The sequence below is a fragment of the Corynebacterium sp. LaCa54 genome, assembly GCF_046717495.1.
GTDB lineage: Bacteria > Actinomycetota > Actinomycetes > Mycobacteriales > Mycobacteriaceae > Corynebacterium > Corynebacterium kefirresidentii.
The window spans coordinates 471,088-484,001 of record NZ_CP177115.1 but is presented as its reverse complement, the minus strand read 5'-3'; the positions used below and the strand labels follow the sequence as shown (position 1 = coordinate 484,001).

Sequence of the window (12,914 nt, the reverse complement as noted above, 5' to 3'; positions counted from 1 at the left end):
GACAACATCGAAAGTCGATAAGTTATCGACAGAAAGGATTGTCATGACCACCCCACAGCCCACCTCCAAGGCCGAGCGCCGCGAAATTAATGCGGCAGCCGGTCTCGCCCTCCTTACGATCATCATCCTCGGCCCGACTTACCTGCGCGACCTTGCCACCGGAAGGTTTTCCACCGCCCTGAGCGCGGCCGTTCCGGAAGGTCTAAGCAAACACAACCTCGACGGTGGACCATTGTGGCTACTTAGCGCGGCGCTCGTCGTCAAGATTGCGGCCATCCTAATTATCGCGTTCTTTGCCTATCACTTGGTCAAGCCGATGCTTCGCGGACAGGTTTTTAATACGAAAAATATCCGCCCCCTAAACGGAATGACCATTGGCATCCTCGTCTGGTTTATCGGACGGTTCGTGCTCGAAGGCCTAGGAAATAACTGGGCTTCCTCACAGCTTGGAATCGACTGGTGGGCCAGCCAGGATGGAACGTCGCTTGGCGAGCTTGCGCTTCCCTACCTCTTCGTCTGCACCTTGCAGCTCTTCTCGGCCGCTATCAAGCGCGGCTGCACGCTGGAAGAGGAGGTCGAAGGCCTTGTCTGAGGCACAAGAACCCCAAGTAATCTGCCACCTCGACCGGATTATGCAAGAGCGCGACATTACCGGCGCGGCGCTCGCTAAAGAAGTGGGCATCACCCCAGTTAACCTCTCCGTTCTAAAGAATAATCGCGCCAAAGCCGTACGCTTTAGCACCCTGGCAGCGCTGTGCACGGCACTGGACTGCCAGCCAGGGGATATCTTCAGCGTCGAGTAGCAACCCTTGCCAGGATGTTGGGTTTATGCAATACTTTGACTTATGTCCCCAAAGAAGAAGCCCTCCGCACCCATTTATAACCGGGTACGTGTACTGCGCGCCGAGCGGGACATGTCGCGCGCGCAGCTGGCCGAGGCCATCGACGTCAACCCCCAAACCGTCGGCGCGCTTGAGCGCGGGGATCACTCCCCCAGCCTGGACCTAGCCTTCCGCGTCTGCGAGGTCTTTGACCTCCCCGTGGAGGCTATTTTTTCCCGCCAGGAATTTTCCCCCATGTCCACTGAAATCTATAGGAAGAATTCCTAATGGCTAGCCCAATCCCCGCCTCCGTTTCCCGCCGCAAGCGCCTTGTCCTGGCCGGCGACATTTTCCTCGGCCTGGCCATCGTGACGGCAGCCCTGCACTTCATCGCGCTCAGCTTGTCTAACTTGCTATGGCCGATTGCCGGCATCGCGGCGACTACCTGCACCACATGGCTGCGCCAGTCCATCCGTCACCTCGACGTGCCTACCACGGAGATGGATGAGTACGAACTGCGCCTGCATACCGACGCCCGCGACCAAGGACTCAAGACCGCAGTGGTTACTTCCACAGTGCTCTTCCTCGTCGCCGTTGCCACCGCATTCGGCCTACGCTTCCTCGGAGCGGAGGAAACCGCAGTGGAGGAGGCGACCTCGGGGGCGAGTATCGCCATCTTCTTTGCCAAGCTCATCTATACCCAACTGCTGTGGATCCCTTTTGCGGTAGCCAAGGAATTGGCCAATAAGCTCAACGCAGACGAGCTGCGCAGCGGAGGAAACTAGCGGAAATCGCGGGAGCCGCGGGAGAGGAATTCGCCAAAGTCCAGCGGCTCGAGCTTATCCGCGACCACGCTGACCGCGCCGGTGGCGTTTTGTACGATGCCGCGAATGATCATTGCACGGGCGGTGCGGGCCACAACCTTATGCCGCGACCACAATCCGGGCGAAACCATCACGTTCATCAGGCCGGTTTCATCCTCCACGCCCAAAAAGGTCAAGCCAGACGCAGTACGCGGGCGCTGGCGGTGGGTAATAATGCCGGCGATGCGCACGCGGGTGCCATCGGGAACATGGGGAAGTTGGGAAGCAGGCAGGACGTCGGCAAGCGAGGCACGCACCAGCTCCATCGGTTGCTGGCTATGGGTCACGCCGGTGGAAGCGACGTCGGTAGCCATAAGCTCGAAGGCGGACATGCCAGGCAGGTGCGGTGCAGCCAGCGCGGAAGTGCCAGGCAGCATTCCCTCGCGCTCGGTGGCGGCAACTCCGGCCTGCCACAACGCTTGACGACGATCCAACCCCAGACACTCCAATGCCCCAGCCGTGGCCAGCGCTTCCACCTGCTCCACGCTGAGATCCGCCCAGCGCGAAAGATCGGACACGCTAGCAAAAGGCGCGGCCGCCTCCACGCGCTCGGCGGCGGACTCCCCCAACCCCTTAATGAGGTTGAGGCCCAGCCGAATCTCGCCCGACCCCATTGCGCGGGCCTGCGCACCAGAATCATTGATACTCACCGGCAGCACCCGCACGCCGTGGCGCCGGGCATCTTGGATGAGCGACTGCGGGGAATAAAAGCCCATCGGCTGCGCGCGCAGCAGGCCCACGCAGAATTCCGCCGGGTAGTGGTACTTAAACCACGCGGAGAAATACACCAGTGAGGCAAAGGACTGCGAGTGCGATTCGGGGAAACCATAGGCAGCAAAGGCCACGATTTTGGCCCAGAGCTTATCCGCCACCTCGCCCTCGATGCCGTTAGTCTCGCGCAGGCCGTTAAAAAAGCGGCTGCGCAGCGCGGCCATCTTCGCCGGCGAGCGCTTCGACCCCATGGCGCGGCGCAGGTCATCGGCCTCGGCGCCGGAAAAACCTGCCGCGTCTACGGCAATCTGCATCAGCTGTTCTTGGAAAAGGGGGATGCCCAGCGTCTTGCCTAGGGATTTTTCCAAGACGGGGTGGTCATAGGTCACCTCTTCTAGGCCATCGCGGCGGCGCAAGTAAGGGTGCACGGATCCGCCTTGGATGGGGCCGGGCCGAATAAGCGCGACTTCGACCACTAGGTCAAAGAAACGGCGCGGCTTCAAGCGCGGCAGCGTGGCTAGCTGCGCGCGGGATTCCACCTGGAAGACGCCCACCGCATCGGCGCGGCAGAGCATGTCATAGACTTCCGGCTCGGCGAGGTCGAGTTCCCACAGATGCACCTCGCGGCCGGTGGTGGCGCGCACGGCGTCAATCATGTGGTGCAGCGCCTCCAACATGCCAAGGCCGAGCAGGTCGAATTTCACTAGGCCGGCGGCCGCACAATCGTCCTTATCCCATTGCAGCACGGAGCGGTTTTCCATGCGGGCCCATTCCATGGGGACGACGTCCGCAATGGGTCGGTCACACAGCACCATGCCGCCGGAGTGGATTCCTAGGTGGCGGGGCTGGCCGAGGAATTGCTCGGCCAAAGATGAGACCTCAGCAGGCGGTTCGGAGGTACCCTTCGACCACGCATCGGCCGATCCCTGCGGGTAGCCTAGCGCGCGGGCGGCATCGCGGGTAGCCCCCTTGCGGCGATAAGTAATGACATTGGCCACCTGCGCGGCTCGTTCCCGGCCGTGGGTGCGATAGACATACTGGATTACCTCCTCGCGGCGGCCGGATTCGATATCGATATCAATATCGGGCGGGCCATCGCGGTCCGGGGAAAGGAAGCGCTCAAAAAGCAGCTGCGCGGAGATGGGCTCGGCGTTGGTAATACCCAGTGCGAAACACACCGCAGAGTTAGCGGCCGAGCCGCGGCCCTGGCACAAAATATTTTCCTGGCGACAAAAATCCACCAGGTCGCACACAATTAGGAAGTAGCCGGGAAAGCCCAGTTGCTTGATGACGCCCAGCTCATGCCTAATCTGCTTCTTCGCCGCCTGCTTAATCTCGGCCGGCCGCGAGGCATAACGCTCCTTGGCACGGCGCCAGACCTCATGCTCCAGCCAGCTCATCTCGGTATGCCCCTCCGGAACGGGAAAGTGCGGCAGGTTCGGGGCAAGCGCATCCCAGGTAAAGGAACACTCGCGAGCCAGACGCACAGTTTCCGCAATAAGCTCCGGCCGGTCAGGTAAAAGTTGTGCCATCTGCTCGCCGGATCGTAGCCAGCCGGCGCCCATGGGGTGGGCGTGCGGCGCAGCGGCCGCGAGGGATTCGCGGCGAGCCAAGGCGCGCTTGGCGGCGGCGAGCCGAGCTTGGTCACGGGTCGCCGCCGCGGGCCGTGCGGTTGCGATGGCCCGCAAGTTATTGTATTTATCGAGGAACCGGTGCCGATCCGCATCCTCAGGGGACATGCTGCACGAATATTCGAGAACTATGCTGTCTATTTTTATTCTTTCGAGCAGGTTATCGATTTCTGCTAACGCTTCCGGCCCCACCAGAAAGAAGCACTCCCCTTCCAACTCGCGCGCCACCTCATCTAGTGGCGGATAATCCACCCGATCCTTCTCCCCAGCTTCCATCCGCGCGTGTGCAATAAGGCGCGATAAACGGCGATAGCCTTCCGGGGTGCGCGCCAACACGGTCACCGGCGCTTCCGCGAGCGATAGTTCCGCGCCATATACGGCCGGAAGATTCGCTTTAGCAGCGGCTTCAGCGAATTTCATGAGCCCATAAAAGCCATCGCGGTCCACGATTGCCAGCCCCTCGAGCCCCAGCTCCACAGCCCGGCCAACCAGCTCTTCCGGCTCAGCAGCGCCGTCGAGAAAGCTATACGAACTTACCGCGTGCAACTCCGCAAAGGGGACGGCAGAATGGCCGCGCTGAGCAGAATCGGCTGGCCCATGAAGGTGATTAACCGGCACGGGCGCGGCAGATTCGCGGCCAGAGAGAATGCGCTCCACCCGCGACCACGACAGTGCTTTTCCGCCATTAAATTCCACCCCGCACAGCGTAATATCGAATCATTGTTCTATACAACCCCGTAAGACGTGATGCCGACAATAGACAAAGCGGTTCGCTGATTGCTAAGTTGCTAAACAGACAAATTATTTCAACTCCTACAAGAAGGGGAACCCCCATGCAGATCCGTCGCGTAGTGGCTGCTGCCGCCGCTGTAACTATCGCTTCCACCAGCTTGGTGGCCTGCTCCTCCGATGATTCCAAGTCCATCAAGGTGGGCACCACCGACGACGCCAAGAAGGCGTGGGTAGCATTCGAGCAGGAAGCGAAAAACGCTGGCTATGACATTGATATCCAGCCATTCGCGGACTACAACACCCCGAACCAGGCTCTGGATCAAGGCGAGTTGGATACCAATAACTTCCAGCACCTGAAGTTCTTGGCGGAGTACAACCACGGCAATGACACCAACCTGGTGCCTATCGTGGCCACCGAAATCGTGCCGCTAGCACTGTTTTGGAAGGACCACGACTCCCTCGACGGCATCGAGGGCGAAGAGGTCGCCATCCCGAATGACTCCACCAACCAGGCCCGCGCCATTAACGTGCTAGTCCAGGCCGGCCTTCTTACCCTGAAGGACAAGGACAACTTGGAGCCCACCCCGCTGGATATTGATGAAAAGAAGTCCAAGGTCAAGGTCACCCCGGTAGACGCCGCGCAGACCACGTCCGCGCACGGCGAGGGCACCCCGGCGATTATCAATAACTCCTTCCTGGAGCGCGCCGGCATCGATCCGAAGACCGCCATCTTCCAAGACGATCCGAATTCTGAAGAAGCAGAACCGTACATCAATGTCTTCGCCGTTCGCGAGGAGGACGCCGATAACGAAGACATCAAGAAGCTTGCCGAGCTATGGCACTCCGACGCCGTCCAGGAGGGCGTCGATGAAGACTCCGCCGGCACCTCCGTCGAGGTGGAGCGCAGCCAGGAGGATCTGCAGAAGATCCTAGATAAGCTCGAAGCAGATCTGGACTAATCACCCTTGCTTTTACCCCGCCGGAACCCCCGGCGGGGTTTGGCACTTTCCTAACTAAGGACGCAAACACGTGGCAGATTCCACTCAACGCGGCACCCGCATCGAGTTCCGCGAGATCACCAAGATCTTTAAACAGAAAAAGGCGCGAGTTAAGGCACTCGACCATGTCTCTATGACCATTGAGCCCGGCGAAATCGTCGGCATCATTGGCTACTCCGGCGCCGGCAAGTCCACCCTTGTACGCATGATCAACGGCTTGGACACCCCGTCTGCGGGAGAGCTGCTGCTTGATGACACCAATATCGTTGGCATGTCCGAGAAGAAGCTGCGCGGCATTCGCCGCAATATCGGCATGATTTTCCAACAGTTCAACCTGATGAACTCGCGCACCGCTGCCGGCAATATTGAATACCCGCTGCAGCTGCAGGGCGTCGGCAAGCAGGAGCGCGCCAAGCGCGTGCAAGAGCTGCTGGATTTCGTCGGCCTAGGAGACAAGGGCAAGAGCTACCCAGAGCAGCTTTCCGGCGGCCAGAAGCAGCGCGTCGGCATTGCCCGTGCGCTGGCCACCAACCCTTCGCTGCTGCTTGCCGACGAAGCAACTTCCGCCCTCGACCCCACCACCACGCAGGAAGTCCTCGACCTACTGCGTCAGGTAAACAAGGAATTTGGCATCACCATCGTGGTTATTACCCACGAGATGGAAGTCGTACGCTCCATCGCCGATAAGGTCGCCGTGATGGAAAACGGCCGCGTCGTGGAACAAGGCAGCGTCTACGAGGTCTTCTCCAACCCACAGACCTCCGTGGCCGCCAAGTTCGTAGCCACCTCGCTGCGCAACGAGCCCGACGTCGTTGAAACCGACGACCTGCTCGCGCACGAAGGCCGCCTATTTACCATCAACCTCACCGAGGAATCCGGCTTTTTCACCGCCGCCGCCCGCCTTAAGGAAGCCGGCGTATCCATCGCCGTCGTCCACGGCGGCATCACCACGCTGCAGCAGCATTCCTTTGGCAAGCTGACCGTACGGCTCAGCGGCGACAATAACGCCATCGAAGAGTTCTACCGCACGCTTTCTACCACCACCCAGATTGAGGAGATTGCACGATGACCGTCACCACCCTCGCCCAAGCCAACTGGGACCGCCTCGGCCCTTCACTGGCCGATGCCATCGTCGATACCCTCATCATGGTCTCGACTACCCTCATCGTTTCCGGCATCCTCGGCCTTGGCCTAGGCATGCTGCTCTATACCACCCGCACGGGCGGCATCCTGCAAAACCGGTTCGTCTATTTCATTGTCAACCTGCTGGTTAACTTCGTCCGCCCCATCCCGTTCATCATTTTGCTGGCTTTTGCCCAGCCACTGACCGTCATAGTGATGGGCGGGTCCATCGGCCGCGGACCGGCCACCTTCGTCATGGTCATCGCCGCGACCTTCTCCGTGGCCCGCGTGGTGGAACAAAACCTCGTGTCCATCGACCCCGGCGTTATCGAGGCCGCCCGCTCCATGGGTGCCTCGCCGTGGAAGATCATTACCTCCGTTATCGTCCCAGAGGCCCTCGGCCCACTGATTTTGGGCTACACCTTCCTATTTATCGCCATCGTGGACATGTCCGCTATGGCCGGCTACGTCGGCGGCGGCGGCTTGGGTGACTTTGCAATCGTCTACGGTTACCGCGCCTTCGAATGGGAGGTCACCGTCGTGGCCACGCTCATCATCATCGTGCTGGTGCAGGCCGCCCAGTTCTTCGGTAACTGGCTCTCCTCCAAGGTCATGCGCCGCTAGCCCCCGCTTGCCGACGCCGCCCTACCCCGCGACCGGCTCCACGCCGGTCGCTACGATGGCTTGGCCCGTCTTCGGGGCGTCACCACACGAGGAAACCACACCTTCTACCTCGCGCTCCTCGAGCGTCACGCGCCAGCGCCGGCCGTCAATGTGGCTGACCTCGCCGCTATCAGTGGCGGTGAGCTGGCCGTAGGAGAGCTCCTCGCCGGCGTCGATAAGCGCTCGGGCCACCGCCAATTCCGCCACCTGGCCGCGCGGGCCGAAAATACCGCGCCCGCGATTTACCGGGTAAAAATACTTTCCCCGCGCCGCCGCCGCAATCATCTGCGCGGCGGCTTCTTTATTCATTCGTCCAAAGGAATAGCCCCACGGCATGAGCATGACCGATGGCGCGAACCGGTGTCCCTTCGTGTGCGAGGTCTCCCAGACCATATCCGGGTAATCCTCCACCAGCTCCGCGGCCAACGGCCGCCCCTTGACCGCACAGCAGGTATCGCGCTTCGCGTGCGTACACACCAAAACCAGCGGTGTTTCCACTGCGCCGCCTCCATTGCGTCCAGGCCCTGTCAGATCCAGATCAAGGATTTTCTCTGGCCCTGTCAGCAGCACGAGTTCCATCACTCCCTGCTCGGCCCACACCAGGTAACAGCGGTGCATCTTGCCTACCTGGCGGCCGTCGCGGCCCGGCCGACGGATAAGCTGCAGCCCCGCCACCCCCTTCAGTTTGGCCTTAAGCTGCGCCGTGAGATCCGGCCCAAAGGTATCGCCATCGAGCACGTCTCGCGACCATCCGCCCGGCCACTCAAAAAGCACATAGACGGATTCCTTCTTGGCCGTGCCTGGCAGCGGCTCTACCTGGATATCTGAACAGAACTCGGTCATATACCTAAGCCTAACCTTTCTGCATTTCAGCTCACACCCTTGGCCACAATTCGGCCACGAAATACCCCCTCGGCTATACAGTTCACGGCCGAAACTATAACCTAGGGGCATGTTGAAAGTCCGTCTCGTCGCAACGCTTCTCGTCGCTGCTTCCCTCAGCGGCTGCGCCGCCCAAGAGACGGACCGCACCACCATGGCTGCATCTGCGGATAACTCCCGGCTCAATCCACTAGGCCAGGCCAATATGGAAATGAAAACCCTCCGGCCGCAGGCCCCCTCCGAGCTCACGGTGACCAACGTGCGCATCGGCCAGCACGAGGGTTTTGAACGCGTTGTCTTTGAACTCGACGGCAGCGGCTCTCCCGGCTGGTTCGTAGACTATGCCGACACGCCCACGCAGCAGGGTTCTGGCAAGACTATTGACCACTCCGGCGAGACCGCACTCAATGTCAATATCGACGGCGTGGTCTACCCCTTCGAGGCGGGGAAGGACGATCCCCACATCGGCGTGGTGGATGCCCCCGTAGAGGGAGTCGTCACCCAGGTGGTCAATGGCGGTACCTACGAGGGCCGCTGCCAATTCGTCATCGGCATGACCTCGCGCAAGCCCTATTCCGTGCAGGTGCTCGATAACCCCACCCGCCTCGTAGTCGATATTCGCGATTAATAGGTCGCCTCCACCCGCCAGCGCCCGCCGGACCATACCACAAGCCAGGCCCGCTGGTGCTCTTCGTGGTCGGCTTGGCCCACCACCTGCAGGCGCGCTACGTGCTGCGGGTTACTAGTCCACCACTGCGTATCCACCGGCCAGGGACCGGCCCAGCCCAGCACGCGGAAGCGATGAGCGCCCCAGCTCAATGCCACCGGCGCCCCCGAAAGGAGAGCCTCGGCGGTGACGAATACTTCGCGACGAGCGGCGTCGATAAGCCGGATGCGCGCGGCCGGATGATTAGGCCCACCGCCCAGCCGCGCAGGCAGGGGTGCCGGAATACGGCCGGGCCACTCGCCTTGTGGCGGTGCGTCGCGCTGCTCGCCATAGGGCACGTACTCGATGCGCTCGGCCACCCCACGGCCGCCCACCGCCCGCGGCTGCAGCACGCGGTCAACCCCCAGCTGCGATTGCACGCGAGCGATCACACGTTTGACCTGCTCCTGAGATCCCTCTCCGCCCCAGAGCCCGGTGGCGGACGGGGTGGCAACCTCTACCGGCTCCAGTGCGAGGCGGCGGATGGCCGCGCCCCCACCAGTGGCACGCGAGAGCCAGCCATCGAGCTGCCAGCGCACGCGGTCCGCGGTGGCCTGCTCCGTCAGTGCTTCCTGTGTGCGCCACACCCGCGCCAACTCCTCGCCGGTGCCAAACTCCGCCACCACGCGCAGCCGCAGGCAGACCTTGCCGGCCTCTTCCAAGCGGGCATGCAGCCGGGACGCTAGCTGACGGGCCGCGAAGGCCGCCGCGTCCACGCGCTCGATGCGCTCTTCCATTTCCACGGCCAGGTCTGGGCGCGCCATTTCTGGAGCTACGCGCCTATCCGCACGGGCTTGGGCCAACTCGTGCGCGCGACGCCCGGTCTCACCGAAACGGGTGGCTACCTGCTTAAACGGCAGCGCCGCTAAGTCACCCAGGCGCCGCACACCCAACTTATCGAGCTGCGCAACAAACCCAGCATCAAAGCCCAAGGCCTCATCGGCGGCGAGCACTCCTATGGGCTGGGTGGCCAAAAACTCTCGCGAGCCGCCCTCTGGCACCACCGCGCCCATGCCACGGTGCCGGGCCGCGATAACGGCCGTAGCAATCTCATCGGCGACGCCGAGGGTGGAATCGAAGCCAGCGTACGAAGAGGCGTCGACAAGCATCTCTAATGCTTTCTCCCCGTGGTAGCGCAGCGCCGCGCCCGCGTCCACAATGGCCAGGCCGGGACGCAGCACCTCCACCGAGGACGCCACCGCATCCAAACCAGCCGCAACCTCCGCAAACGCCGCACCATCCCGGTCCGGGTTAGCCTCCATCACCGCCGCCTCGGGACACAACGCTTGGGCCTGACGCAGGCGCATCCCCCGCCGCACCCCCGCCCGGCGCGCCGCTCTATCACATACCGCAACCGCGTGATTGCGCGCAATGACCATAGGACCCTGCCCGCCGACGGCCTGGATGGGCCAATCCGGAAACCACACAGCCGCTACCCTCATACGGCCTCCAACCGGCGCCGCTGGCCCACCGTGAGCACCCCATGCACGCTAGCCTGCTTCGAGGTCACCTCAACGTCCATGTCCACGCCGCGAATGCGCCCACTGCCCTTGCCGACTCCCCGATAGGCACTCACCTGCGCCCCTATCTCCACCGCCGTGCCGGGCAAGCGCGTGCCCACCGTCAGCACCGCCGCGCGCCCGCCGCGCACCTTCGCCAGCACCGGCCGGGCCTTGGTTGGGCTCACCTCACCGGGCGGCCCATGATGGATGACTAGGTCCAGTCCTTCCGCCAATACCCCTGTCACCATCCAGGAATCCACGCCCGGATCTGGGACGGTTACCACACGTTCGATAACACCTTCCTCGGCCACTTGTGCGAGTAGAAGATCTGGCCACCCCACTACACCCACATGCCCACCGCGGGCCGTGAGGTGACAGATAAGCTCCACCACAAGCGCTGGACAGTTAGTACAGTGCACCACGTGCCGGCGCGCCAAGCCGCCCGCAGGAAGCAGACGTGCCAGGCCAGGAAGCGTATCTACCAGCTCCTCTTCCGGGCCACGCTCCATAGCGCGCATGCGAGTACGCAGCATCGCCACACGGTCCGACCTACTTAGTCCGGCCACCGCTTTTTCTAGGCGAACGCTCGTTTGATTCACCCGAATAGTATGAACCCTCACCCGGACACATGCAAGTGTATGTTCGAATGGTAGCCTTAGCGGCATGAACTTCAACGCTGCCTACGGTGCCATGCGCGAGCACACCACCCCCATTCCCACTCCGCCATGGGTGCGTTTGGGTTCGTCCATCCTCATCGGTGCGGCCGTGGCGCTTTTGGCCAGCCGCGCACATATTTTTGCTGCACTAATCGGGGCGCTCGTGTGCCTCGTGGCGGCTTTCGTTCTCGTCTTTGCCCACCCCTACCGCCACGCGATGCGCGATTATGCCACCAAGCGCAATGTCACTCTGGTTCCTAGCATCGCACAGCTCGTGCCGCTGATGATTCTGTGGCTTATGGTGATGCTCGCCCCCATCGTGGCCCTACCCGCGTGGGGCGCCGGCCTGGTATGGCTGGTGGTTTTTGGCCTGAGCTTTCTCGTCTTCCCCCACGTGGATGGCACGCGACGGCTCGCGTTTGCCTAATCTATACGACACTTTTCGGGGTTATCCACAGCTTTTCCGCCCCGCCTCGGGTATGTAGGCCGGGTTATCCACACAACTGGCCGCAGCGGTTGCGCCGGCCGTGCGCCGGTGTAGGTGCGCGTCGTAGCGTTGCAGGCATGAACGCACTCGAGACCTACCTCACTGCCTTAGGCCCCGGCATGGACATCATCGCCGGGTGCCAGGGCATGTCCGGGTCCGAGCTTATGGACCACGGCGCGCCCGATGCCATCGCGGCCGATCTGCTTCTTTTGTGTGAGAGCTACTTTGGCCGCACCAAATTTACCCGGCTACAGCGCCGTGCTATTGCCGACGCCCGTCGCAACACCCATTCTATCGCCACACTCACCGCCCTAGAGCGCATTGTTAACCGCGCCCCGAGCAAGAAACAGGCCTGGGAGCTACGCGCGGAGTGCTGCGCAATGACCGGCGCGATGAGCCATATTCTCAAGCACGCCCGCCGGCGCCTGGGCGAGATGAAAGACAACACCGTTACTCCAGGTGTGCGCACTTACCGACGCCCCAATGACTACTGGACGCTTGCCATCACCGGAACCTCTAGTTTCATCGCGGATCTCAACGCCGCGCTGGCCGCGACCGGGAAGCAATCGCTCGAGGCGGTAGAAAAAATTTTCTTTGACCAGGCAGCGGCCGCGCGGGCAGAGGTGATAACCAATGCCATCGTGCCATTAGACAAATTCATTCGCATCCGCGACGGCCACGGCGACGATATCGAGCTCGACCTGACCAATGGCGCCACCATTACCGGCACCGAATATCTGCGGCGCGTACTCAACGACGTCGGCTTTTCTGGCGATAGAGAAACCGGCTACGTCACGCTCGTGCACCCCGAAGAAGGGCCGGTCAACCTCTACCGCACGGCGCGCGTGGCCAATGACAAACAGCGCATCATGGCCGCTGCAGAAAACCCACGCTGCGCCTGGCCGGGCTGCAACCAACCGGCCGATCTCTCCCAGGTCCACCACCTCAAGGCGTGGAGTAACGGTGGGGAGACGAATATGAAAAACCTGGTCATGTGCTGCGCCTACCATAACGGCGTCAACGATGATGACCCCAACGCTCCGCCCCGGCGCGGCCGCCTCGAGCGGGTGGGCGGGCGCATTGTGTGGCGTCCACCGTTTACCCCGCGCGAGTAAACACGCTCCTCAAACGCGCGAAAAG

Annotated in this window: 14 protein-coding genes; 10 read left to right on the top strand and 4 right to left on the bottom strand. The window is 62.0% G+C overall.

What is annotated here, in order from left to right:
- The first annotated feature begins 43 nt into the window (after window positions 1–43).
- The 4 genes from ACLI1M_RS02495 to ACLI1M_RS02480 are packed head-to-tail and all read left to right on the top strand — an operon-like array spanning window position 44 to window position 1,606.
- Entirely contained in the window at window positions 44–592 is a 549-nt protein-coding gene (locus tag ACLI1M_RS02495) for a hypothetical protein (RefSeq protein ID WP_248099798.1), read from the top strand.
- Window positions 585–803 carry a helix-turn-helix domain-containing protein gene (locus ACLI1M_RS02490; RefSeq protein ID WP_259824959.1) on the top strand — a complete coding sequence of 73 codons (219 nt, stop codon included), beginning with the start codon at window positions 585–587 and terminating at the stop codon, window positions 801–803. The genes ACLI1M_RS02495 and ACLI1M_RS02490 overlap by 8 nt, the downstream gene beginning before the upstream one ends.
- A gap of 42 nt (window positions 804–845) precedes the next feature.
- Window positions 846–1,109, top strand: coding sequence for a helix-turn-helix transcriptional regulator (locus ACLI1M_RS02485; protein WP_023020645.1), 264 nt, complete (start codon window positions 846–848; stop codon window positions 1,107–1,109).
- Window positions 1,109–1,606, top strand: a complete 498-nt coding sequence (locus ACLI1M_RS02480; RefSeq protein WP_239208242.1) for a hypothetical protein — start codon at window positions 1,109–1,111, stop codon at window positions 1,604–1,606. The genes ACLI1M_RS02485 and ACLI1M_RS02480 overlap by 1 nt, the downstream gene beginning before the upstream one ends.
- Here ACLI1M_RS02480 and ACLI1M_RS02475 read toward each other — a convergent pair.
- Entirely contained in the window at window positions 1,603–4,722 is a 3,120-nt protein-coding gene (locus ACLI1M_RS02475; protein ID WP_411706649.1) for an error-prone DNA polymerase, read from the bottom strand. The genes ACLI1M_RS02480 and ACLI1M_RS02475 overlap by 4 nt on opposite strands.
- A gap of 137 nt (window positions 4,723–4,859) precedes the next feature.
- Here ACLI1M_RS02475 and ACLI1M_RS02470 point away from each other — a divergent pair, with 137 nt between their 5' ends.
- The 3 genes from ACLI1M_RS02470 to ACLI1M_RS02460 all read left to right on the top strand — a co-directional run bounded on the left by ACLI1M_RS02470 (window position 4,860) and on the right by ACLI1M_RS02460 (window position 7,502).
- Window positions 4,860–5,717, top strand: coding sequence for a MetQ/NlpA family ABC transporter substrate-binding protein (locus ACLI1M_RS02470; protein ID WP_023020642.1), 858 nt, complete (start codon window positions 4,860–4,862; stop codon window positions 5,715–5,717).
- Between the two features lie 70 nt (window positions 5,718–5,787).
- Complete coding sequence (locus tag ACLI1M_RS02465) at window positions 5,788–6,825, top strand: methionine ABC transporter ATP-binding protein (protein WP_023020641.1); 1,038 nt, start codon at window positions 5,788–5,790, stop codon at window positions 6,823–6,825.
- Window positions 6,822–7,502 carry a methionine ABC transporter permease gene (locus ACLI1M_RS02460; protein WP_023020640.1) on the top strand — a complete coding sequence of 227 codons (681 nt, stop codon included), beginning with the start codon at window positions 6,822–6,824 and terminating at the stop codon, window positions 7,500–7,502. Before ACLI1M_RS02465 ends, ACLI1M_RS02460 begins: the two co-directional genes overlap by 4 nt.
- A gap of 21 nt (window positions 7,503–7,523) precedes the next feature.
- Here ACLI1M_RS02460 and ACLI1M_RS02455 read toward each other — a convergent pair whose 3' ends face one another.
- On the bottom strand, window positions 7,524–8,384 hold the full coding sequence (locus ACLI1M_RS02455) for a sucrase ferredoxin (protein ID WP_200288236.1): 861 nt from the start codon (window positions 8,382–8,384) through the stop codon (window positions 7,524–7,526).
- A 109-nt stretch (window positions 8,385–8,493) separates the two neighbouring features.
- On the opposite strand from ACLI1M_RS02455, the gene ACLI1M_RS02450 reads away from it, so the two are divergent.
- Window positions 8,494–9,051 carry a hypothetical protein gene (locus tag ACLI1M_RS02450; protein ID WP_248099799.1) on the top strand — a complete coding sequence of 186 codons (558 nt, stop codon included), beginning with the start codon at window positions 8,494–8,496 and terminating at the stop codon, window positions 9,049–9,051.
- Here ACLI1M_RS02450 and ACLI1M_RS02445 read toward each other — a convergent pair.
- Both ACLI1M_RS02445 and ACLI1M_RS02440 read right to left on the bottom strand, forming a co-directional pair.
- Complete coding sequence (locus tag ACLI1M_RS02445) at window positions 9,048–10,571, bottom strand: Y-family DNA polymerase (protein ID WP_248099800.1); 1,524 nt, start codon at window positions 10,569–10,571, stop codon at window positions 9,048–9,050. The genes ACLI1M_RS02450 and ACLI1M_RS02445 overlap by 4 nt on opposite strands.
- Entirely contained in the window at window positions 10,568–11,164 is a 597-nt protein-coding gene (locus tag ACLI1M_RS02440; RefSeq protein WP_248099820.1) for a hypothetical protein, read from the bottom strand. The genes ACLI1M_RS02445 and ACLI1M_RS02440 overlap by 4 nt, the downstream gene beginning before the upstream one ends.
- Before the next feature lie 130 nt (window positions 11,165–11,294).
- Between ACLI1M_RS02440 and ACLI1M_RS02435 the strand changes: the two genes are divergently transcribed.
- Together ACLI1M_RS02435 and ACLI1M_RS02430 are read left to right on the top strand one after the other, a co-directional pair.
- The gene (locus tag ACLI1M_RS02435; protein WP_239205811.1) at window positions 11,295–11,714 is read left to right on the top strand and encodes a hypothetical protein; all 420 of its coding nucleotides are present in this window, start codon (window positions 11,295–11,297) and stop codon (window positions 11,712–11,714) included.
- 137 nt (window positions 11,715–11,851) lie between these two features.
- Window positions 11,852–12,889 carry an HNH endonuclease signature motif containing protein gene (locus tag ACLI1M_RS02430; protein ID WP_248099801.1) on the top strand — a complete coding sequence of 346 codons (1,038 nt, stop codon included), beginning with the start codon at window positions 11,852–11,854 and terminating at the stop codon, window positions 12,887–12,889.
- Window positions 12,890–12,914: the final 25 nt, after the last annotated feature.

Excerpts from the sequence above, each read along its gene's own strand:
- ACLI1M_RS02495 (WP_248099798.1), top strand. The coding sequence starts at position 44 with ATGACCACCCCACAGCCCACCTCCAAGGCCGAGCGCCGCGAAATTAAT.
- ACLI1M_RS02485 (WP_023020645.1), top strand. The coding sequence starts at position 846 with ATGTCCCCAAAGAAGAAGCCCTCCGCACCCATTTATAACCGGGTACGT.
- ACLI1M_RS02480 (WP_239208242.1), top strand. The coding sequence starts at position 1,109 with ATGGCTAGCCCAATCCCCGCCTCCGTTTCCCGCCGCAAGCGCCTTGTC.
- ACLI1M_RS02470 (WP_023020642.1), top strand. The coding sequence starts at position 4,860 with ATGCAGATCCGTCGCGTAGTGGCTGCTGCCGCCGCTGTAACTATCGCT.
- ACLI1M_RS02460 (WP_023020640.1), top strand. The coding sequence starts at position 6,822 with ATGACCGTCACCACCCTCGCCCAAGCCAACTGGGACCGCCTCGGCCCT.
- ACLI1M_RS02455 (WP_200288236.1), bottom strand. The coding sequence starts at position 8,384 with ATGACCGAGTTCTGTTCAGATATCCAGGTAGAGCCGCTGCCAGGCACG.
- ACLI1M_RS02450 (WP_248099799.1), top strand. The coding sequence starts at position 8,494 with ATGTTGAAAGTCCGTCTCGTCGCAACGCTTCTCGTCGCTGCTTCCCTC.
- ACLI1M_RS02445 (WP_248099800.1), bottom strand. The coding sequence starts at position 10,571 with ATGAGGGTAGCGGCTGTGTGGTTTCCGGATTGGCCCATCCAGGCCGTC.
- ACLI1M_RS02440 (WP_248099820.1), bottom strand. The coding sequence starts at position 11,164 with ATGCTGCGTACTCGCATGCGCGCTATGGAGCGTGGCCCGGAAGAGGAG.
- ACLI1M_RS02435 (WP_239205811.1), top strand. The coding sequence starts at position 11,295 with ATGAACTTCAACGCTGCCTACGGTGCCATGCGCGAGCACACCACCCCC.
- ACLI1M_RS02430 (WP_248099801.1), top strand. The coding sequence starts at position 11,852 with ATGAACGCACTCGAGACCTACCTCACTGCCTTAGGCCCCGGCATGGAC.